Source organism: Bacillus sp. CR71, assembly GCF_003429245.1.
GTDB classification, from domain to species: Bacteria; Bacillota; Bacilli; order Bacillales; family Bacillaceae_G; genus Bacillus_A; species Bacillus_A thuringiensis_S.
Map to the genome: position 1 here is coordinate 701,622 of NZ_CP031748.1, position 22,592 is coordinate 724,213.

Genomic DNA, 22,592 nt, shown 5'->3' on the forward strand with positions numbered 1-22,592 from the left:
AGAGTTGGATTTTTTACAATATTAATGTTAAGTTAAGTTTACATTTTGTTAAGGATAGCATACAATAATGGTGAGAGGTGGTAAATTTGACCATTTTAAACAGAGTAAAAGAATTAAGAGCTCGTTTTAATTTTTCACAAAGTGTATTAGCAGAAAAGGTTGGAGTGACGAGACAAACAGTTGCTGCAATTGAAAAAGGGGATTACGTTCCTTCATTGTTACTAGCATTGATGATTTGTGATGTATTCCAGTTAAAGATGGAAGACGTGTTTGTTTTAAATAAGGAGGGGGAAGAGGATGAGTAGAATTGGTTTTTCTTATATTATAAATGTACTCTATACTGCACTAGCATGCTGGACATTTGTTGAATTTTATAGTGTTATTACAGAGTTAGCAGACATATTTAAAAACGAGAAATTCCCGTTTGAAGTAGCGGTTAATGGAGTACCATTTATTTTATTATTTATTGGAGCTATTATAGTTACAATTTTTTATAGAATTCAAAAGAAAAAATATAAGAATTTATCTTTTTGGATGTATCCATTATTATTTCCACTAGAAGATGAACGTGAAAAAGCGATTACGGATAAAGCTTGTCGAACAACATTTGTATCGTTATGGTTTGTGTTACCTTGTGCAGTTGGATTTTTAACTTTTTCGCCTATTATTAATGAATATCTTCCTGGATACCCATTATATATTCTATTTTCTATTTTCTTTATTCAAATGACAGTATTTCACGTATCATTATACAGAAATAAATTAGCTTAAAAAGAAACCTTCTTGCACCGGCAAGAAGGTTTCTTTTCAGCTAATACTTGTACATATGGCGATATTATTTTATCATTTTATATAGAGTAAGATTTTGTAAGGGAAAGGAATTGTATATGAATAAGCAAAGAATTTATAGTATAGTAGCAATCCTGCTATTTGTTGTAGGTGGGGTGTTAATTGGAAAGCCATTTTATGATGGATATCAGGCTGAAAAGAAACAGACTGAAAATGTGCAGGCTGTTCAAAAGATGGATTATGAAAAGCATGAGACGGAATTTGTAGATGCTTCCAAAATTAATCAACCAGACTTGGCGGAAGTAGCGAATGCATCATTAGATAAGAAACAAGTAATTGGTCGTATTTCGATTCCAAGTGTTTCAGTAGAACTGCCTGTTTTGAAAGCTTCTACTGAAAAAAACTTATTAACAGGTGCAGCGACAGTAAAAGAGAATCAAGTTATGGGAAAAGGAAATTACGCACTAGCAGGACATAACATGTCTAAAAAAGGTGTTTTATTTAGTGATATAGCTTCTTTGAAAAAAGGCGATAAAATTTATTTGTATGACAATGAAAATGAATATGAGTATGCGGTTACTGGTGTATCTGAAGTAACTCCTGATAAGTGGGAAGTTGTGGAGGATCATGGGAAAGATGAGATAACGCTTATTACATGTGTATCTGTAAAGGATAATTCTAAGCGTTATGTTGTTGCTGGTGATTTAGTAGGAACGAAGGCGAAGAAGTAAAAAAGAAGGTGAACTCTTTAAAGAGTTCACCTTCTTTTTTACTAATGTTGAGAAAAAATAGAATGTTTTGGTTTGTATTTAAGTATTCTTCTATTTATGTATAATAAAGTTATAATTCTATATTTTGGGAGGAACAAGAGTGAGACAACAGGTGAAGAAACTTCTTTTAACAACGAGTATAGCGTTATTGGTAGCTCCAATTTCAGCTTATGCGCATCCAGGGCGTACAGATGCTAATGGCGGACATACGTGTCGTACAAATTGTGAGAAATGGGGATTACAGTACGGGGAATATCATTATCACAATAAACCAGCTTCTAGTAGTGGTGCAACGAGCCCAGCTCCTAGCCAGAATAATAATAGTGCTGTAGAAGCTGAGAGACAAGCAGAAGCACAGCGTAAAGCTGAAGAAGAGAGACAACGTGTAGCCGAAGAACAAAGAAAAGCTGAAGAGGCACGTAAGCAAGAGGAAGCGCAGCGCCAAGCTGATATGGAAAAAGGTCAACTTGAAGGTCAAAAGAATGGAGAAACTGATTTTAAAGCAGGAAAAAATGATGCAGAAGTGCATGTAGCTGGAAAATCTGATGCATATAAACAAGCGTTTAAAGCGACTTATGCAGCCGCATGGTCTTTAGAAGAGCAGAAGAAAACGCATTTTGAAAAAGGAAAAGAACAAGGTTTAGCACAAGAGACGATGGACGATAGTCAAGTTGCTCCAGAGTTTAAGGTAAACTTTGTAGACGGGTTCAAAGTAGGGAATAAAGAAAGAACAGAAAAAATTGAAAAAGAACAAGCTGAATTAGGAGAAAAGACAGGGAAAGAACTAGCTGAAAAGAATCCTGGAAATAGAGAGAAAGAAGTATACGTGAAGGCATATGAAACAGCGTATGAAAAAGGCTATAAGTCTACAAAAAAGGCAGTAGAAAAGGCTGGCTATAAGTATGCATTTGAAAACTATAATTTAAAAGTTCCTGCTAAGTATGAAAGAAATGAATTGTTAAAGAAATGGTTTACTGAAGGGTTTAAATTGAATAAAAAAGCAGCAGAAATTCGAGAAGAAGGGTATAAAAAGGGAGACAGCTGGTTCTCATTCTTCTATAAGAGTTTCGTACCAAGTGAATATAAAGAACATAAAGAGCTGTACGAACAAGCAATAGAAAAAGGTAAAACGGCATAAAAAAAGATGAGGAGAAATTCCTCATCTTTTTTAATCCATCCATTTCACTAATTTCTTAGAAATTAATAATAAAACACAACCTAATACAATTGCCACAGCGCCAATAACCGTGAATACTTCAGCGTATCCAAGTGAGGTTGTGAAGCTTGCAAGTTGTCCGCCTAAAATGTTGGCGATACCTGAACTTGCTAGCCATACACCCATTAGTAAAGATGCTAATTTTACCGGAGCAAGCGCACTAACCATTGATAGTCCGACAGGTGATAAGAATAGCTCACCTAACGTATGGAAAAGATACGTAAAGACGATAAATAGTAAGTTTGCTTTTTCTGTAATGTTATGTTCATCACTACCTGTTTTTAATGTAGCGATAACGAGAATGATATAACCGATACCAAGCAAGATCATACCAAGTCCCATTTTAGTTGGGATTTTTAAATCACCGCGCTTGCGAGTTGCAAGTTTTGCCCATAATGCAGAAATGACTGGAGCAAGTAAAATAATAAATAATGGATTGACCGATTGGAACCAAGATGTTGGAACTTCCCATCCGAACACAGAGCGGTCTACAAATTTGTTTGTATATAATGTTAACGAGCTACCAGCTTGTTCAAAGCCAGCCCAGAAGAAGACAACGAAGCATGTTAAAATGACGATAACTGCGGTACGTTGTTTTTCTTTTTTTGTTAACGGTGTATCTCCTACTGATGGTTGTCCATCTGTTGTTTGTAAATCGCGAGTTGGTTTTTTACCGATATCACCAAGGAAGCGATTTGATAATGTTGTAAATAAAATTTGTCCAATAATCATTCCGATTGAAGCGGCTAAGAAACCGTAACGGAATCCGTAATGTACAACGCCATCAACTGTTGTTTTGAATAAATTTTCTGATAAAAACCCGCAAACGAGTGGAGCTAAAAATGACCCGACGTTAATACCCATATAGAAAATGGTAAATGCACTATCACGTTTTGGATCGTTCTCTTCGTATAATTCTCCAACCAGTGTAGAGATGTTCGGTTTGAAGAATCCGTTACCGATAATAATAAGCGCTAATCCGAGGTATAGGCCTAATTGGTTTTGCAAGGCAAATAGTGTAAGGTTACCGATTGCCATTGTTATACCACCAATTGTGATTGCTTTTCGTCTACCTAGAAAACGGTCTGTTAAGTATCCACCAATCATTGGTGTGAAATAACAGGCTCCAGTATAAAATCCGTAAATAGAGAGTGCCCATGCGGGACTAAACCCAAGACCACCGCTTACTAAAGCTGTCGTTAAATATAATGTTAATAATCCTCGTAATCCATAGTAACTAAATCTTTCCCACATTTCTGTAAAGAAGAGTAAGTATAAACCTGGAGGATGTTTCTTTTTTCTTTGTTGTTCTCTTTCTAGTTGTATCGCTGATTCCATGTTATTTTCCTCCTGACACAAACAAAAACAAAGTTAATAATTTTGTACATTTAATATTTTACTTTATTAACTATTATAAGTCAATAAAGGTTGATTTTTCAGAAGAGATTGGAAAAAGGGAATAGCTATAGAAGGGGTGTTTCTTTTGTGATAGACTATGGACTATGTTTTCTTTGTAAGGAAGCGGGTTATTGTACTTTTTTTATATGTGGAATTGATTTCATAAAAGATGAAATTAAAGAAGGAGAAAGAAATGAAATTGTTACAGAAAAAAGAAATTTTACTTATTAGTCTTATGTTATTCTCGATGTTCTTTGGAGCAGGGAATCTTATATTCCCACCTTTTCTTGGATATGAAGCAGGAGAACATGTGTGGATTTCGTTAGTAGGATTTATTATATCAGCAACAGGTCTTCCTATATTAGGTGTTATTTCTATTGCAAAAGCAGGAAGTTTTCAAACGTTAGCGGGTAGAGTTCATTCTTCATTTGCAATTATTTTTCCATGTATCGTGTATATATTTATTGGACCTGGGCTTGGTATACCACGTGCGGGAAGTTTAGCCTTTGAAATGGGGCCAGGTCAGTTATTCCCTGAAGCAGGAAGCGGAGTATTATTGTTTTACACAGTTATTTTCTTTAGTATTGTTTACTGGTTAAGTTTATCACCATCTAAACTAATGGGGTTGTTTGGAAAAGTCTTGACGCCGTTATTATTATGTATGATTGCACTTATTTTTATAAAGAGTATGTTTACAACAGTAGGAGATATGAAAGAACCAATAGGGAACTATGGCCAAGCTCCTATGTTTCAAGGGTTTTTAGATGGATATTTAACAATGGATGCGTTAGCTGCTTTAATCTTTGGAATTGTTATTGCAAATGCATTACGTGCAAAGGGTATTGAAGATGATAAAGGTTTAGCGAAATATATGAGTATTGCTGGAATCGGGGCAGGACTATTATTATCGATTATTTATGTCATCCTTGGATATGTGGGGGCAATTAGTGGCTCATTAGGAACATTTGATAACGGTGCCAAAGTGTTAGCACAAGTTATGACTACATTATTTGGACAGGGCGGAGTCGTTTTATTAGGTCTTATTTTTACTATCTCATGTTTATGTGTTTCAATTGGACTTGTTACGTCTTGTAGTCAATTTTTTTCGAGTGCATTTCCGAAAGTATCTTATAAAGTGTGGGCATTTATAGTAAGCGTTGTTAGTATGATCTTAGCTAATTTAGGATTAACGCAAATTTTAAAAGTATCAGTACCAATTCTTGGATTTATTTATCCAATTGCATTAACGCTTATTATTCTAGGGTTATTCCATAAGTATATTGGGAAGTATGCATACGTATATACAGTAACTGTTTGGATTGTAGCAATATTTAGTGCAATTGATATTTTAAATAAAAATGTAATGATGAATCAGTGGACGTCAGTATTAAAATACATTCCGTTTTATACAGAAGGTGTTGGATGGATTGTTCCAGCTATTGTAGGCATGTGTCTTGGTTTCATCGTTAGCATTGCTTTAAATAAGAATAAATGAGTAAAAAGGTGTTTTCCTATTTTGGGAAGACACCTTTCTTTTTTTGGAAAAATACTATTGAAAATGAATAGACTAAGAGTATGATAAAGGTAATTGGTAATATATAGGTTTAATGAGAGTTACGAATAAGGGGGTAGCATATGAAGAAGGATTTGGATAAGAAAATAGAAGCACTCGAAACGGCAATTGAAACGATTCAAGAAGCACTTGCTGAATTAAAGGTGAAGCAAAGGGAAATAGAAGTAGAAAACGCTCAGCAACATGTTAGTAAGGATAAGAAAGAATATATTGAAACGGTAATGGAGGAAAAGCCAAAAGAAGAAATAGTTAAGATAAAAGAGCCTTTGCAAGAATGTGAGGTAAAACAAGTAGATATATCTGCTTTTAAACCAGAGCCATTTAATATTATTAAGTTTTGTCAAACGTGGTTACCGCGTGTATTTGTCGGTATTATGTTGCTTGGAGTGATCTGGTTATTTAAAGCAGGGGTAGATGCTGGTTTATTAACACCAGCAATACGAATTGTGTTTGGTATCGCATTATCTATCGGTTTGTATTATATAGGAGATATTCAAATTAAAAGAGAGCGGCAGGCGTTAGGATTAGTATTGGTTGGAGGAAGTATTTCGGGGATTGTTTTAACGACGTTTGCGGCACATTATTTGTATGCATTTATTCCGGCAAGTATCGCGTTTCTCTTTAATATTACATGGGTTATTTTAGGGATTTATTTAGCGAAAAGATATAACTCGGAATACCTTACTATCTTCGTAGCGGTAGGAGCGTTCTTCGTGCCATTCTTGTTAAATAGTACGACTCCTAATCCTTATATTTTCTTTGGATATGAGACAGTGTTAACACTTAGTTTATTATGGTATGGATTGAAAAATCGTTATAAATATTTATATATGATTTCTTACGCTGTTGCGGCCATTGTTCTTTTTGTCTTCTTTGCTGTTATGTCAATATTAGTAGAGAACTTGCAAATACAGTTAACGATTGTATATGGTTTGATTCATTTACTATTATTTTGGCATATGTTTACGGAGAGAAGTTTTATACCAGAACCGCGTTTGGCGATATTTAGTGCGAATGCAGTGTTCTTTATACTAGCTATTTCAAAAATACCTGATTTTACAACATGGGGATTAATTATTAGTGCAATTGTGCACGCTGCTATGTTTGTGCTTGAGTATAGGAAGAATAGACATTCTACATTTACAAATCTTTTATTTGGTTTCACAATGGGAGCATTTAGTTTAGCGATTTTATACGAGTATAGTTTAGTAAATGCAGCGATCGTACTATTATTACAAGGTTTCCTTGGAATGGTTACTTCTATTAAAGGAAAACAACAGATAAAATTGTATGTTAGTGCAACGATTTACGCGATTGGAATGATACAAACGATTTTTAGTCCGTTTGATCAATTTATTTCGGCAGGCTTTGTTGCTCATATTATTTTAATAGGAACATTCTATTATTGCATGAGACAAGCGAAAGAAGTGTTAGCGAGTTTTGGTAAGTATGTGTACTCTATAGCGCTCTACTGGTTAATGGTCATTGTATTTATTACAATTACTAGAATTGGTGAAGTTCTTTCTACAGATGGAAGTATAATTAGCGTATCTGTATCGTTATTATGGATGATATATGCGTTATTTGCAGTTTGGTTTGGCCGTTATAGACAGATGAATGAAATATTATATGCTGGATTAATCGTATTAGTAGTAACGGTAGGGAAGTTATTCCTACTTGACTTACCGGAGGTTTCGATGATGATTAGGGCAGTGTTATTCCTAATCGTCGGTAGTATAGGTATCGTTATTTCAAGAATGTTTTTCTCAAAAGAAGAGAAGTGAAAAGAAGGCAATCCATGTATGGATTGCCTTTTTCATTATTTTTTATTAATCGTTACAGTTTCATTATATTTCGCTGTTGTATTTTGACGTAGACGAAGCGTTGCTTGTCCAGTTGTATTTGAATCAATCTGTACATTTACAACTTTTTCAGCAGAGCCTAAGCTGTTTGTTGTGAAAGAGAATGCACTACTATATCCGAAAGCAGATGGCCAAGTGCCGTTTGTATTTTGAACTTTTGCTACTTGTGTTCCACCAGTAGTGAATATACCTAAAGAATAGTTGTTATAAGTTGTATTAGGTAGTAAGTTGTTTACTTGAATCTTCATTTGGAAAATTTCATTGTTTGGTAGAATGCTAGGGTGTGTAACGACGTAGTCGCTTGTTGTTACCGCACCGTTATAACCGTATGAACCTGGTTTAAAAGTATTTGTATTAAACCATTGATAACCTGCATTTGGTGCACTCCAAGGTTCAGGTTGTGGTTCTGTTGATAAGCTTGGCTGTTCAAATGTTTGTAGAGCTGTAGGTGAATCAAGTTGTAAACCATTTACTTGATCTAAACTTGTAAATGTCTCTTTATTCGATAACCAATTTACGATGTTTTCTAATAAAATCGCATCGTTTTCTTCTTTATAACCATCGTAAGTTTTCTTTGTTTGGCCAGAATCTTCACGAACGTACTTTGGCGTTGCATCTTCAACAGGAGAAGAGTCACCAATAAAGGCAGCTTTTCCAAGTCCTATTTTTGCAATTGCAGCATATGGGCCTTCTGCAATACCACCGCCATTATAAACGCCACTATCAACAGCGTTATTCCATTTTGATGGATTTTCTGGAAGGTAAACAAGTCCTTTTGCTAGTTTTGGGTTTGTAATTGCTAGAGTAGAACCAGCATGCATTGCTACAGAAGAAACACCTTTTGTAATTCCGAAAGATTGTTCAGGCGATACAATTGTTTTCGCTGAAACATCACCAAGTGCATTGTAGCGGAAGCGAATACCGAAGTTGTCAGATAGCCAATCAGAGCTTTCTACTCCTTGCATAGCTTGTGAATTTGCTTCTTCATTAGACATTCCTTTTGCTGGATTATCCCAAGCACCGCGTCTATATCCATTAAATACTTCAGAAGAGTCCCAGCGATTTTTATTACGATCCGCATTGTAATGATCGGCAATAAAGAAGATACTACCACCATTTTTTACATATTGTAACATAGCGTCCTGCTCAGATTTTTTGTAAGGAATATTAGCTTCTGGAACGATAAATACATTGTAACCATTTAAGTCTTCGTACGTAATAGGTGTTGATTTACGAAGTTCTTTTACGTGATATCCGTTTTTTGCAATGCCGTTTCCGAAGTCAGAAAAGCCGCCGTCAATAACCCAGTCAGCTGTCCCAGCAGTTTGACCGTGTGTATTATCGAATAATACTTTCTTCCCATTGTTTTGATTTACAACTTTTGCAGCAATTTCAGGAGCTGGGTCTACAGAGCTTTCGGCATAAGTAGACGGTATGAACGAGGTCCCTATACTTAGTGTAATTGCTGTTGCTAAAGAAAATGTAATCCATTTTTTATTCTTCATAGAAGAATCCCCCTAATAATAAATATATGTGCTTTAATAATGTAATTTATTTTTCTGTAAAAATAAAGACGGAAAACATAAAAAATATTAAAAGATTGTAAAAATACCGTGAATTTTGTTGAGAAATATTTATATAGATATAAAAACACCCCTTCCAAGTAATAAGGAAGGGGTGTTTTGCTTAACTAATTTTTGAGTTAGGTGTTTCATCAATCTTATGAAACCCTTTCATGTAATATACGATTGCTAAGCCGATAAGCCAAATTGGGCCGACAATCAATGCAATTCGTGTATCTTCTGAATACGCCATTATACCTAGTACTAATACAAGGAAAACGAGTGAGAAATATGAGCTTAATGGGTATAAAGGCATTTTATATGATAACTTTTGTTTATTTTGAGTAGGTAAGCTTTTACGGAATTTAATTTGAGCAACTAATATAATTCCCCAAGTCCAAATTGCGCCGAAAGTTGAAATGCTAGTAAGCCATGTAAATACCTTTGCAGGTACGAGATAGTTTAATATAACACCAATGAGTAAAACGATAGCAGTTGCTACAATTCCTTGGCTTGGAATGCCGTTTTTATTTAAACGACCAAATCTTTCAGGAGCTTTTTTCTGCTGAGCTAATGTAAATAGCATACGGCCTGTACTAAATAAACCACCGTTACAAGAAGAAAGAGCTGCTGTTAATACGACAAAATTAATAATACCTGCTGCTTTTGCGATACCAATTTGCTGGAATGTTAATACGAATGGGCTTCCTTTCTCACCAAGTTCGTTCCATGGATAAATTGCCATCATAACGAATAGAGCTCCTACGTAGAACAGTAATATTCTCCAAAACACGTTATCAATTGCTTTTGCGAGTGTTTTCTTCGGATTTTGAGCTTCACCAGCTGTAACACCGATTAATTCAACGCCTAAATAAGCGAATAGTACCATCTGCATGGAGAGTAGTAACCCAGAAAAACCATTTGGGAACCAGCCGCCATGTGACCAAAGGTTTGAAATACCAGTAGCGATACCACCGTTTCCGAATCCGAATAAAATAATACCAGCTCCGACTACTATCATACAGATAATTGTGACAATTTTAATGAGAGCAAACCAAAACTCAAGTTCTCCAAATACTTTTACCGATAAGAAGTTAAAAGCGCTCATTAACAATAGAGCAAGTAATGCCCAAGTCCAGCGCGGGATATCTGGGAACCAGTACTGCATGTAAATACCAGCTGCTGTAATTTCAGCCATACAAGTAACAACCCATAAGAACCAGTAATTCCAACCAGTAATATAACCAGCGAGTGGGCTGATATAATCATATGCATATTTACTAAAAGAACCGGCAACAGGTTGTTCAATTGCCATTTCCCCGAGAGCTCGCATAATGAAAAAAATAACGAGTCCGGCAATCATATAGCCTAGTAAAATAGAAGGACCGGCTAGTTTAATAGCGGAAGCGGATCCTAAAAATAGCCCAACACCAATAGCTGAGCCAAGTGACATTAAAGTAATATGTCGTTCTTTTAAACCACGATTTAAAGTTCCAGATTTGTTTGTGTGCTGCATAAGAAGAATCCCCCTTGTAGAGTGAACGATATTTGAATGCGTTTGCTAAATATTTAACTATTTCAAATTATAAAACATTTCTATCTGTTATGCTACAAAAATAATCATAATGAACTGTACTACATCTGTACTTGTCAGACTTAAACTTAAAATTCGAACTATTAGGGAATATATTGACTCTTCTTTTTATTGATTGTTAAGATTAAGTATTATATTTTCTCACATACTAGTAAGAAAAGAATGTGTGATAATAATTCAGGTGTAGGAAGGGTACATAAGCATGTTTCAATTACAAAAATATAACACTTCTGTGAAGCAAGAGTTTTTAGCTGGCATCACAACTTTTTTTACATTTGCGTATATTCTTGTCATCAATCCAAAAATATTATCTGATGCAGGTGTACCATTTGACCAAGCGTTTACAGCAACAATTATTGCCACCGTTGTTGGAACAGTAGGTATGGCAATTTTCGCGAATTACCCGATTGTTATTGCTCCAGCTATGGGAATGAATGCATATTTTGCTTATTCTGTTGTACAGAAGGCAGAAGGGATTACATATGTAGTTGCCTTTTCAGCTGTATTTGTAACGGGGATTATTTTTCTTTTATTATCTTTTACTTCGTTTAGGCAAAAGTTAATTTTAGCAATTCCTGATAGTTTAAAGCATGCAATTGCAGGTGGAATTGGACTATTTATTGCTTTTATTGGATTGCGCCTTTCTGGAATTATCGTAGATCATCCGTCTAATTTAGTTACGATTGGTGATTTTCATTCTCCAGCTGTTATTTTAACTTTAATTGGTTTAATATTAGCGGCGGTATTAATGGCATTACGTGTGAGTGGTGCATTATTTATTAGTATGATTGTGACAGGAATTATCGCTTTCTTTACAGGGCAATTGAAGTTTGCTGATAAAATTGTGGCGATGCCTCATTTGCCAGAGGGTATTATCGTTTCAAACCCAACCAATGCATTTTCAGATGTAATTGAATACGGATTATATGGTGTTGTATTTTCATTTTTACTTGTACTTTTATTCGATACAACAGGTGCATTACTTGGTTTAATTAAACAAGCAGGTTTAATTACAGACAATACAGAGAAGCGTTTTGGTAAAGCGTTTATTGCAGATGCAATTGGAGGGACTACAGGTTCTATCTTTGGAACAAGCCCAACAGCAGCGACGATTGAATCGTCAGCAGGTATTGCTGCAGGTGGGAAAACTGGATTAACAGGGATTGTAGTTGTTGGTCTAACAATTATAACGGCATTTTTCAGTCCTGTTATTGCTTCTTTATCAAGTGTGGCCGCTATTACAGCTCCTTCATTAATTATAGTAGGTAGTTTAATGGCACAAAGCATTCGAGATATTAATTGGAATGAATTTGAAGATGCGTTACCAGCATTTTTGATTTTTATAGGTATTCCGTTAACATCTAGTATTGCAAATGGAATCGCAATTGGATTTTTAGTATATCCAGTTTTGAAAATTGTGAAGGGTAAAGGAAAGGAAGTACATCCATTACTATACTTATTTACAATTTTATTTGGATGTCATTTATTCTTATAATATAGATATAGGAGAGGGAGCTTCTTATGAGAGGCTCCTTTTTTGTGTATAATAAAGTGAGACTATAGGCAGTAGGGAGGATCCCCACTGTGTATTAGCCCGCACTAATTGGAATAAGGTGAAAACTTAATTGGTTTTGTAAAATATAAATTACTTAAAGGAATATATATGTTACAATAAAGGTGGAGGAGGAACATGAATGGCTGTAAGTAAAATAAAAGTCGCGCGTGTTCAGTTAGATTTAACACAGCAACAATTAGCAGAAAAAGTAGGCGTTACAAGGCAAACGATTAGTTTAATTGAGAAGGGGAAATACAATCCATCTTTAGATTTATGTTTGAAAATTTGTTATGCAGTAGATAAAACGTTGAATGAGTTGTTTTGGGAGGAAAAGGAGTGATAGGATGAAAATCGTGAAAGATGAACGTTTAATGATTGAAGGGTTAAAACATATTAGATTGGCTTTCATCTTACAAAATATCGTCATACTAGCTATCATCTTTTACCGCTATGTCTTGCAAGAGGCAGGATATGAAAGTGTTTCGGATTTATTAATGATATTTATTGGCGGGATCGTAGTTATTAACTTCTTAAATTTAAAACATTCTGTAGAGGTATATGAGCACACAGGCGGAGTGTCACGTAGCTATTTCATGAAATTATTATTAATTCCAGTAGGTATTATTATTGGGATATTAGTTGTTTGTATCATTGTAACACCAGATATCTCGATAAAAGAAATAAGTATAACAGCACTTATTATGTTTGCTTGTTTTTTAGTTCCTAGTTTATTTATCTACATATATATGAAAAAGATAAAAAGTGAAGATTGAAATATAAGAAAAGCTTTCCCGTATTGAGGAAAGCTTTTCTTATATCTTTTTATACAAAACTTTATGAAGGCCAATCGGTTCAATTTCAAAGATTTCACCATGCTCCTGAAAGTCTAATCGCTTGTAATAGTCAGTTACAGTAATACGGCCATTACACCATAGAATGTTTGCTTTCCGTTCTTTTAAAATTTGTTCTGCCTTCTGAATTAAGGAGCTTCCAGCTCTTTTGTTCCGAAAGTTAGGTAATGTTGCCATTCCTCGTAGTCTATAATGGATACCATTTTGCAAATCAGGATATATTTCTTTTGAGAAGGAAGCGATGCTAATTAACTCATCGTTTATAAAGGCACCTAAGTGGAATGTGTCTTTTTCGTAGTCAGAAGAGTATTTACAGTCTGCTAGGGACTGATTGGGACGCAACACCGCTTGGCGTAATAAGTGTGTCTCGGATGCATCAATATACTGCACAGTAATCATATTATCATCCTTTCTTATAAACCTTTTTCTATAAGTTGTATAAAGAAGTATGCAGGTGCAGCGAGAAGGCCGAGTATACTAGCGGTTCCTAGAAGGAGTGAAAGAAAAAGGCATGAGTATTTAACTCCATTTGATTTTTTCCAACCATAGCTGCAAATTTCAATGCTAACACCGATGAGAATAATGGCGACGAGTACTTCTGCTAATAATAAGAGAGCTAAAGTTACAATAGACATAATGTAATCCATCCTCATAATATGTGATAGTAACATTTTACCATATGAAAATTAAAAAATGCCCCTCAATTATGTGGGGGGCATTTTTTTTACTCTAATATGTTTTTTAGTGTATCGATATGCTCTTTCGAACCTGTTACAAGTAATGTATCACCGTGTTGTAGTCTTGTATCACCATGTGGTATTAATGCTTTATTACCGCGGTAGATTTGAATGACAAGTACATCACCTAAAAACGGGAGGCGGCGAAGCGCAATGCCGTTATATTTATTGCTGCGCAGTTCAACTTCGCGTACTGTTTCGTTTGCTGTTGTAATTAAGCGAACGAGACTAGGTTTATCAATAAGTGCACGTAATAAAATACGTGTAGAGTTAATTGTTGAGAATACAGCGATATGTTCTTGCGTTGCTTTTTCTTGTAGAAGTGGATCTTCTACACTTGCAATAACATGTTCAACACCTAGCTCTTTTGCATGTTCTGCCAATAATAAGTTTTGTTCATCATCGCTTGTTGCAACAACGACGCGATCTGCATCAAATGCTGTTTGTTCAGTTAATGATGCAATTGTGATGTCATCTAATTTCACGATAGGAAAGTCATGTGATTTCGCTTCTTCATCATTTATTTTGTTTTGACGCATCATATATAGCGTTACGTCATAATCTTCTCGTTTTAAATCTAGTGATAACGGAAGGGTAATTCTGCTCGCGCCAATAATAGCTACTTTTGGTTTTGGTGTTTCTACTTTTGGGAACATTTTTTTAAATAATATAGGTGCAAAAATACAAGTAATAACTGCGCTTAAAATAAGAGAGGCAGATAAACTTGGACTGATAATCCCCAGTTTTTCACCAATTTGTGCAGCCGCAATAACTAAAGAAAGTGTCGATGTTAATAAAATTGCACTTCCAAGTACGATATTACGTGGATACCATTTTCGTAAGACGAGTGATGGTAAGAGTTTTGAAATAAAGAGTCCTACAATTAAGATTGGGATCATTAGCATGCTAGAAGGTTCTTTGAAAATAGACCATACCTCTAGATTTACACCAACCATTACGAAGAAAATAGGGATGAAGAAACCATAGCCGATGGAATCAAGTTTTTCAACCATATCTTCATTTGGTGATAATAACGATACAAGTACGCCTGCTAAGAAGGCACCTAAAATATTTTCTGCTCCAACAGATTCTGATAAACCAACTAAGATTAAAATGAGTGCAAAAACAGCCCGTGTATCAATTTGTACACTACCAGCTTTTAAACTATCTAAGTATGGAATGTTTTTAAAGCGTTTTGCAATAAAGTAAATGACAATACCGGCACCGAATAGAAGAAGTAAGAGCCACATACTTTGGCCGCTTTCGGAATTTAATCCGACGAAAACAGCGAGTAAAATCATTGTAACTAAGTCTGCAATAACAGCAACTAATAAAATGATTTGTCCGATTGCAGTTTTTCCTAGGTTGTTCTCTTTTAATGTTGGTACAACAACACCTAAAGAAATAGTTGAAATAATTAAAGTCATGAACATTGCATTATCTACGAATCCTAGCCATACGAATAGTAATGATAGGGCATAAGATAAGATGAAAATAAATAAGAAGATAATGCTTGCTGCTTGAAATGTATTTGGCTCGTTTGTCGTATTTTTTTTCCCTTTTTGTTTAAAGATAGAAAAATCAATTTCTAAACCGCTTAAGAACATGAGGAAGATAAATCCTAATGTTGATAAAACTTGAAGCCATATATCTGGCTCAATAATATTAAACCCACTTTTACCTACAAAGATTCCTGCAATAATTTCTGCAACGACAACAGGAAGTGCTTTTAATTTAAAGCGTTGTAACAAAAGGGGAACGAAAAACGCGATTGCAACGATAACCATAAGTGATAGAACAGAAGTATGATGTTCCATTGCGTTCTCTCCCTTCAAATAAATATAGTACCTATTTAGCCATATAATAGGTAGAAAAGCAACGCATATGGATTCGATTTCATAAAGAAAGACTTTTCTTAACATTTGTCATAATAAGTATATTTTTCATGATTCTGTTGTTAATTCCGTAATGTGGATGTAATAGGGGAGGGGATAAAAAAAGACTGCTGAGGAATCTCAGCAGTCTTTTTCATGTACATTACATTGAGAAGAAGATCCATACAGTTAAACCAACTGTTGCAGTTGCAACGAAGAAACTGTATATCATTGTAAGAATTTGAACTCTTCCTTCTCCTTCTTTTAAATGCATGAACATAATTAATTGTAACAATGCTTGCGCAACAGCCATGATGATAATAGTTGTTAAGACTGTTGAAAGTGGCAATGTTGTGTAAAGTGCCACGTATAACGCTAGAAACGTTAATGCAAGCGATAAAATAAATCCGAAAACGTGTGACCAAGGGAATCCGCTATGCGCATGCCCATTTGCTTGATTGTTGTTTTGAGCCATTTACGCCACCATCCCGTTCAAGTAAACTAGTGTGTAAATGAAGACCCAAACAAGGTCAAGGAAATGCCAGTATAAGCTGATAATGAATACTTTACGAGCTGTAACTGGTGTTAGACCTCGTTTTAAAATTTGGATAATAACACAAATTGCCCAAATGATACCGCCTGTTACGTGGGCTCCATGCGTTCCAAGAAGAACGAAGAATGCAGATAGGAAAGCACTTGTTTGAATTGTTGCGCCTTCACCAATATACATAATGAACTCTTCAATCTCGAAGAATAGGAAACCTGCACCTAAAAGTAATGTAAGGACGAACCATCCAAGCATCGCTTTTTGGTTGTGCTTACGCATTTCGTGAATTACGATACCACATGTGAAACTACTTGTTAAAAGTAGTAATGTTTGAATTAAAAGCGTTTTAAGTTCAAACAGTTGCGCTGGAGTTGGGCCATCTGCCGTACGACCAGCAAGGACTAGATAAGAGGCGAAAAGTGTTGCGAACAGCATAATTTCAGCCCCAAGAAAAATCCAGAATCCTAGGATATTCAATCTGCTTTGTTCGGATTGATATTCCAAAGGTAAGCTTTTATCTAAAGCCGCCATGTCATTTCACCTCTCATGCTATATGTTCTGTTTCTTTAATTTCATCAACACTTACGTAGTAACCATCGTCATAATCGAATGAACGATAGATTAAGCAAGCTAAAATACCAATACCACCGATTGCTGCAAGCCAGAACCAGCTAAATACTAATGCGAAACCTGCAAGACCGAAGAATAAAGACGCAATAATAGGCACACCAGAGTTACTTGGCATGTGAATTGGTTTGATATCTTCTGCTGCTGGTGTAACTGTTTCTCCGCGTTTTTTCATGTACCAGAAAGCATCAGCTTCTTTAATTTCAGGAAGCTTTGCGAAGTTGTAATGTTGTACAGGAGATTGAGTTGCCCATTCAAGTGTACGACCATCCCATGGATCTCCAGTTGTGTCACGTTCACCGTGACGTGCACTCCAAATTACGTTGTAGCAAAGAAGTAGGAAGCCAATACCCATCATTACCGCACCAACAGATGCGATTTGGTTTAGCCATCCCCATCCAAGACTTTCAGAGTAAGTGTACATACGACGAGTCATACCGTCTAAACCTAAGAAGTACATTGGGAAGAAACAGATGTTAAATCCGCTCATAAAGATCCAGAATGTCCATTTACCTAGGCGTTCATTTAACATATGACCAGTCATTTTTGGATACCAGAATGTGAATCCAGCAAGCATAGCGAATACTGTACCTGCGATTAATACGTAGTGGAAGTGAGCAATTAGGAAGTAGCTGTTATGGTATTGATAATCAGCTGCTGCCATTCCAAGCATAACCCCTGTAACCCCACCGACTACGAAGTTTGGAATAAATGCCAATGACCAAAGCATTGGAACTGTAAAACGAATACGTCCTTTATACAGTGTAAACAACCAGTTAAAGATCTTAACCCCGGTTGGAATCGAAATCGCCATTGTCGAAATCGAGAAGAATGAGTTAACCGCTGGACCTGCACCCATCGTGAAGAAGTGGTGAAGCCATACGACGAAACTTAGTAAAGAAATTGCAACCATTGAGTATACCATCGCACTGTAACCGAATAGACGCTTACGTGAGAATGTACTAATGATTTCAGAGAAAATACCGAATGCCGGTAAAATAACGATATATACTTCAGGGTGACCCCATACCCAGAACAGGTTGGCCCATAACATCGGCATACCGCCGCTCGCCATCGTAAAGAAGTGAGCATCGAATAGACGGTCAAATGTCATTAATGCAAGAGCAACTGTTAATACTGGGAAAGCGAAAATAATGATAATTGTTGTAATTAAGATTGACCAAGTAAACATTGGCATTCTCATTAAAGTCATACCAGGTGTACGCATTTTTAAGATAGTAACAAGGAAGTTAATACCGGTCATTAGCGTACCGAGACCTGAAATCTGTAATGCAATTGCGTAGTAGTTATTTCCTACGCCTGAAGTAAACTCTGTACCTGCCATTGGGAAGTAAGAAGTCCACCCAGCGTCTGGAGAACCACCGATTACGAAAGCGATGTTGAATAACATTGCTCCGACAAAGAATAACCAGAAACTTAAAGCATTTAAGAACGGATATGCAACGTCACGAGCACCAATTTGTAATGGTACTACAAGGTTCATTAATCCCATAACGAATGGCATTGCCATGAAAAGAATCATTACTGTACCATGCGTTGTAAAGATTCCGTTATAGTGTTCAGCGTTTAAATAAGTTGTTTCTGGGAATGTTAACTGTGCACGGATCATTAAACCATCCATACCACCACGGAATAACATGATAACCGCAGAAATAATATACATGGCTCCGATTTTTTTATGGTCAACAGTTGTCAACCATTCGTCCCAAAGCCATTTCCATTTTTTATACTTTGTTAGTACGAAAATGATTGCTAATGTCACAAGAACGATAGAAGCGTCTGCACCGTAAATAATCGGGTCACCTGTGACAAAGAATTCATCAAGCTTCACTGTGTTCACTCCAATCTGTTGGAATAATAGCTATTATTTTTTGTTTTTGTAGTAGTTGTAATCACAATATTCAAGTGATTTTGGATCTACATAACTTAAGTGGTGACTAGAGAACGTCATGCGTCCAACTACACCAGGTTTAATAATTTCGTTGTACTTCTCTTCGGTTAACTTATCAGCCTTTTCTTGTACTTCTTTAACCCACTTGTCATATTTCTCTTTAGTTTTTGCTTCAACTTCGAACTCCATGTGTGTGAATCCTTCACCAGAGAAGTTCGCACTACGGCCTAGGTAAGAACCTGGCTTATCAGCTTGTAAATAAAGATCCATAATCATGCCATCCATTGTGTACTTCATACCACCAAGTTCTGGTACCCAGAAAGCATTCATTGGGCCGACAGAAGTCAGTTTGAATTGAATTGGTACACCAGCTGGGATATTTAAATAGTTAACGGTTTCAATTTTTTCCTCTGGGTAACTGAATAACCATTTCCAGTTTGCAGATGTAACATAAATTTCAACTGGTTTAATATGTTTGGACTCTTTCGGAACCTCTTCCGAAGCATAAGTTGCTTTTACTGTTGGAATCGATAATGCGATAACGATAATAACAGGAACAAGCGTCCAAATAATTTCTAGTAATGTGTTACCGTGTTGTTCAGGTGGCTCATAGTCCATATTCTCTGGTTTTTCACGATAACGAATCAAGATGACTGTAAACAGAATGAATACAATTGCGATAATTAATGACATAAGCAAGAATGACCAAACAATTAAATCATACTGTGCTTTTGCAACAGGTCCTTGCGGATTTAATACTGCGAGTTTTTTATCACAGCCACCGAGGAACAGAAGTAATGATAACGGAAGAAGCGAAGCCAACTTCCAAAACGCTTTCTTTAGTTGCACGATTGAAAATCTCCTTTCTCCTTGGATTGAAACTATGCCAATAAAACAATATAAACCTATTAATTTATAGAAGGCAATAGTTTTTGATATATTGTTAAAAAATAGACACAAATGCACACTTTTTAAGGTGAATATCATTTGTAACTTGATTACATTGTAAACTATTTTCCAGAGAAAAACGTGATTGTGAAAATTTTAAGATAAATAAAGTTATACCAGGATATCCAAGAAATAGAAAAAAGCTATCTTATCATAAGAAAGATAGCTGAATATTTTGTATATTTAGTTTATTTTTTGTGTGATAGTTCGTGGCTGTTCAAGTGTGACAATTTTTTTATATTTAACTTGGTATAAAATGTAACAAATAATCATAAATGGAATGCCACAATAAAGAGCAATTCTTTGATCTGGAATGAAAGCCAAACTAACAAATGTAATGAAATTGAGTAAGAACGCCACGATTGGAACTAGCGGATAGAGCGGTGTACGATATTTTAAATCATTTATGTCGCCACCATTTTTCACGAAATTTCTACGGAAGAAAAACTGTGAAGCGGCAATTGACATCCAAACGACAACGGCAGCCATTGCTGCAATAGATGTTAAAACTAGAAAGACAGTATCTGCCGCAAATACACTTGTTAATAAGGAAAGGCTAGCAAAAATCAGACTGAAAATTAATGCATTTAGCGGTACACCTTTTTTAGTTAATTTCGTAAATGCTGGGCTTGCCATTCCTTGTTTTGCCATCGCCCACAGCATACGAGAATTTGCGTATAGACCAGAGTTAGCAACGGATAATACAGCTGTAATAATAACAAAGTTCATAATGTCTGCTGCATATGGGACCCCGGCTACATCAAAAACAAGTACAAACGGACTTTCGACTAGATTAGCCTCTTGCCATGGGAGTAAACCTACAACAACTGATATCGCTAAGACGAAGAAGAAGAGAGTTCGCCAAATTGTATTTTTGATCGCTTTTGGAATTGTTTTTTCAGGATTTTCACTTTCTCCTGAAGCGATTCCGATTAATTCTGTTCCTTGGAAGGAGTAATTTACTGTAATCATCGTAAGAAGAACAGCTAATGCACCGTTTGGAAATAGCCCGCCATTTTCAGTGAAATTATGAAGCATCGGAGCTGGCTTTCCATTAAAGTCTAGTAAACCGAACATAACAGCGCCACCAAGTACGATGAAAATAACGATTGTTGCAACTTTTACACTTGCGAACCAAAACTCTGCTTCTGCATATGCTTTTGCTGATAAAGCGTTTACGAGGAAGAGCGCTGCTGCAAATGTAACGCACCAAATCCATGAAGAAACGTCTGGAAACCAGCGTTTCATTAAAATACTTACAGTTGTTAACTCTACGCCAACTGTAACAGCCCAATTTAACCAATACATCCAACCGACAACAAATCCAAAACCAGGTGAAATGAATTTGCTTGCATAGCTTTGGAATGAACCTGCTTCTGGCATAGCAACAGATAATTCACCAAGACATAACATCGTTAAATACATAACAAATCCACCGACTAAAAATGCAAGAATAGCGCCACCAGGTCCGGCATTATGGACGATTTGACCAGATCCCATAAATAGCCCGGTTCCGATAACACCACCGAGTGCAATCATAAATAGGTGTCTACTTTTCATTGTTCGTTTTAAATTTGTTTGTTCAATTTGTTGATTCATATGCCCCTCACCCCGTATTTTCTTGAATGTGTGAACTTCATTTTATTCTGAGTTTTTAATCATTAGTGGGGGATGCAACACACACTCGGTTTATTTGCTATGAAATGAATGGAGTATGTAAAAAATGAACTATGACTAAATACTCTAAGAATGTTTGTTAACATGGTGATATCTTCACCATGTTAACAATTTTGATTTTAGCAAAATATTCTGGAAATGTATATTTATTTTTCTTTTTATTAAAAATAATTAGAATTTTTATAATTAATTCTATGAGCGATAATTCACATGATCTTTCTAGCAAACTAGTAAGAAGAAGGGTACAATGATAAGAGTTGTGTCTGTAAAATAATAATTAATGGAGTTTTGTTTATAATGAAAAAGTTAAAATATCTTTTTGTTTTTGGTATTATACTTGCTGCTGCATTTTTTATAGGGAAAGATAAAATCATGCAAAAGGCGCAAGTTTTACGCTTAGAGTTTCTATCTGAAATGAAAGAAGCAGCTATGATTGAAGATGTTCCGTTTATTAAACAATTACCAGAATTACCTCGAGGATGTGAAGTGACAAGTTTAGCTATGTTGCTGCAATATAAAGGTGTACAAGTAGATAAGATGCAACTTGCTAGCGAAATTTATCGTGTTCCATTTGAACAAAATGGTTTGCGTGGAAATCCTTACGAGGGGTTTGTAGGAAATATTTATACAAAGGCAAAGCCTGGATATGGTGTATACAATAAACCAATCTTTGATTTAGCAGAAAAATATGTTCCTGAAAAAGTAATTAATTTAACAGGTAGAGACATGCAAGATATATATAAAGTAATTAGTTCTGGCTCCCCGGTATGGGTCATTATTAATACGACGTTTAAGCCGCTAGCTGAAAGTAGTTTTGAAACATGGAATACGAGTTCAGGCGAAGTGAAAATTACATATTATGAGCATAGTGCAGTAGTAATTGGATATGATCAAAACTTTGTATATGTAAATGATCCTCTGAAAAATAATCCACGTTTGGCTGTTCCACGAGCAGAATTTGAGAAAGCTTGGGAGCAAATGGGAAAACAAGCGATTACTATTTTATAATAAAGAAAAAGTCATCTTTTGGATGGCTTTTTCTTTTTGGTTTATCATAATTGAAAATTCAGAAGATTCTTTTAAAAGTTAACAATTCGCGT

At 35.6% G+C, this 22,592-nt stretch carries 21 protein-coding genes; 10 read left to right on the top strand and 11 right to left on the bottom strand.

Features of this window, described 5'->3' with window-relative positions; genetic code table 11:
• Positions 1-86: 86 nt before the first annotated feature.
• The 4 genes from DOS87_RS03555 (at position 87) to DOS87_RS03570 (ending at position 2,697) form a co-directional block, all read left to right on the top strand.
• Positions 87-305, top strand: coding sequence for a helix-turn-helix transcriptional regulator (locus DOS87_RS03555; protein ID WP_000154017.1), 219 nt, complete (start codon positions 87-89; stop codon positions 303-305).
• Positions 298-771, top strand: a complete 474-nt coding sequence (locus tag DOS87_RS03560; RefSeq protein WP_000086544.1) for a DUF2178 domain-containing protein — start codon at positions 298-300, stop codon at positions 769-771. Before DOS87_RS03555 ends, DOS87_RS03560 begins: the two co-directional genes overlap by 8 nt.
• Positions 772-887: 116 nt before the next feature.
• Positions 888-1,520 (top strand): class A sortase, encoded by a 633-nt coding sequence (locus DOS87_RS03565; RefSeq protein ID WP_001041729.1) that lies wholly within the window; start codon positions 888-890, stop codon positions 1,518-1,520.
• Between the two features lie 139 nt (positions 1,521-1,659).
• Positions 1,660-2,697: a YHYH domain-containing protein gene (locus tag DOS87_RS03570; RefSeq protein WP_001249807.1), complete on the top strand. Its 1,038-nt coding sequence runs from the start codon at positions 1,660-1,662 to the stop codon at positions 2,695-2,697.
• A 30-nt stretch (positions 2,698-2,727) separates the two neighbouring features.
• On the opposite strand, the gene DOS87_RS03575 is transcribed toward DOS87_RS03570, so the two are convergent.
• Positions 2,728-4,113 carry a peptide MFS transporter gene (locus DOS87_RS03575; protein ID WP_000443141.1) on the bottom strand — a complete coding sequence of 462 codons (1,386 nt, stop codon included), beginning with the start codon at positions 4,111-4,113 and terminating at the stop codon, positions 2,728-2,730.
• Between the two features lie 253 nt (positions 4,114-4,366).
• On the opposite strand from DOS87_RS03575, the gene brnQ1 reads away from it, so the two are divergent.
• Together brnQ1 and DOS87_RS03585 are read left to right on the top strand one after the other, a co-directional pair.
• Entirely contained in the window at positions 4,367-5,668 is a 1,302-nt protein-coding gene (gene brnQ1, locus DOS87_RS03580) for a branched-chain amino acid transport system II carrier protein BrnQ1 (RefSeq protein WP_098578295.1), read from the top strand.
• A gap of 140 nt (positions 5,669-5,808) precedes the next feature.
• The gene (locus tag DOS87_RS03585; protein WP_000710904.1) at positions 5,809-7,530 is read left to right on the top strand and encodes a DUF2339 domain-containing protein; all 1,722 of its coding nucleotides are present in this window, start codon (positions 5,809-5,811) and stop codon (positions 7,528-7,530) included.
• A gap of 35 nt (positions 7,531-7,565) precedes the next feature.
• Here the strand turns inward: DOS87_RS03585 and DOS87_RS03590 are convergent, their stop codons facing one another.
• Positions 7,566-9,113: a DNA-binding protein gene (locus DOS87_RS03590; protein WP_000791516.1), complete on the bottom strand. Its 1,548-nt coding sequence runs from the start codon at positions 9,111-9,113 to the stop codon at positions 7,566-7,568.
• A 181-nt stretch (positions 9,114-9,294) separates the two neighbouring features.
• Positions 9,295-10,686, bottom strand: a complete 1,392-nt coding sequence (locus tag DOS87_RS03595; protein ID WP_001164901.1) for an amino acid permease — start codon at positions 10,684-10,686, stop codon at positions 9,295-9,297.
• A 280-nt stretch (positions 10,687-10,966) separates the two neighbouring features.
• On the opposite strand from DOS87_RS03595, the gene DOS87_RS03600 reads away from it, so the two are divergent.
• From DOS87_RS03600 to DOS87_RS03610, 3 genes are all read left to right on the top strand, one after another.
• The gene (locus tag DOS87_RS03600) at positions 10,967-12,259 is read left to right on the top strand and encodes an NCS2 family permease (RefSeq protein WP_000487187.1); all 1,293 of its coding nucleotides are present in this window, start codon (positions 10,967-10,969) and stop codon (positions 12,257-12,259) included.
• A 199-nt stretch (positions 12,260-12,458) separates the two neighbouring features.
• Positions 12,459-12,659 (top strand): helix-turn-helix transcriptional regulator, encoded by a 201-nt coding sequence (locus DOS87_RS03605; RefSeq protein ID WP_000301184.1) that lies wholly within the window; start codon positions 12,459-12,461, stop codon positions 12,657-12,659.
• A gap of 4 nt (positions 12,660-12,663) precedes the next feature.
• Positions 12,664-13,092 carry a hypothetical protein gene (locus DOS87_RS03610; protein WP_098578296.1) on the top strand — a complete coding sequence of 143 codons (429 nt, stop codon included), beginning with the start codon at positions 12,664-12,666 and terminating at the stop codon, positions 13,090-13,092.
• A 39-nt stretch (positions 13,093-13,131) separates the two neighbouring features.
• Here DOS87_RS03610 and DOS87_RS03615 read toward each other — a convergent pair whose 3' ends face one another.
• The 8 genes from DOS87_RS03615 to DOS87_RS03650 form a co-directional block, all read right to left on the bottom strand.
• A complete protein-coding gene (locus tag DOS87_RS03615) occupies positions 13,132-13,569 on the bottom strand; it encodes a GNAT family N-acetyltransferase (RefSeq protein WP_000633847.1) in 438 nt (145 codons plus the stop codon).
• 14 nt (positions 13,570-13,583) lie between these two features.
• Positions 13,584-13,841: a DUF4022 family protein gene (locus tag DOS87_RS03620; protein ID WP_003260542.1), complete on the bottom strand. Its 258-nt coding sequence runs from the start codon at positions 13,839-13,841 to the stop codon at positions 13,584-13,586.
• A gap of 53 nt (positions 13,842-13,894) precedes the next feature.
• On the bottom strand, positions 13,895-15,724 hold the full coding sequence (locus DOS87_RS03625) for a monovalent cation:proton antiporter family protein (RefSeq protein ID WP_000399955.1): 1,830 nt from the start codon (positions 15,722-15,724) through the stop codon (positions 13,895-13,897).
• 220 nt (positions 15,725-15,944) lie between these two features.
• Positions 15,945-16,256 carry a cytochrome aa3 quinol oxidase subunit IV gene (gene qoxD, locus DOS87_RS03630; RefSeq protein ID WP_000068425.1) on the bottom strand — a complete coding sequence of 104 codons (312 nt, stop codon included), beginning with the start codon at positions 16,254-16,256 and terminating at the stop codon, positions 15,945-15,947.
• Complete coding sequence (gene qoxC, locus DOS87_RS03635; protein ID WP_000729316.1) at positions 16,257-16,859, bottom strand: cytochrome aa3 quinol oxidase subunit III; 603 nt, start codon at positions 16,857-16,859, stop codon at positions 16,257-16,259.
• A gap of 13 nt (positions 16,860-16,872) precedes the next feature.
• The gene (gene qoxB, locus DOS87_RS03640) at positions 16,873-18,807 is read right to left on the bottom strand and encodes a cytochrome aa3 quinol oxidase subunit I (protein ID WP_000762373.1); all 1,935 of its coding nucleotides are present in this window, start codon (positions 18,805-18,807) and stop codon (positions 16,873-16,875) included.
• 33 nt (positions 18,808-18,840) lie between these two features.
• A complete protein-coding gene (locus DOS87_RS03645) occupies positions 18,841-19,716 on the bottom strand; it encodes a cytochrome aa3 quinol oxidase subunit II (protein WP_001176164.1) in 876 nt (291 codons plus the stop codon).
• 282 nt (positions 19,717-19,998) lie between these two features.
• On the bottom strand, positions 19,999-21,414 hold the full coding sequence (locus DOS87_RS03650) for an amino acid permease (RefSeq protein WP_001075767.1): 1,416 nt from the start codon (positions 21,412-21,414) through the stop codon (positions 19,999-20,001).
• Positions 21,415-21,789: 375 nt separating this feature from the next.
• Here DOS87_RS03650 and DOS87_RS03655 point away from each other — a divergent pair, with 375 nt between their 5' ends.
• The gene (locus tag DOS87_RS03655; protein WP_000734492.1) at positions 21,790-22,500 is read left to right on the top strand and encodes a C39 family peptidase; all 711 of its coding nucleotides are present in this window, start codon (positions 21,790-21,792) and stop codon (positions 22,498-22,500) included.
• The last annotated feature ends 92 nt before the right edge of the window (positions 22,501-22,592 follow it).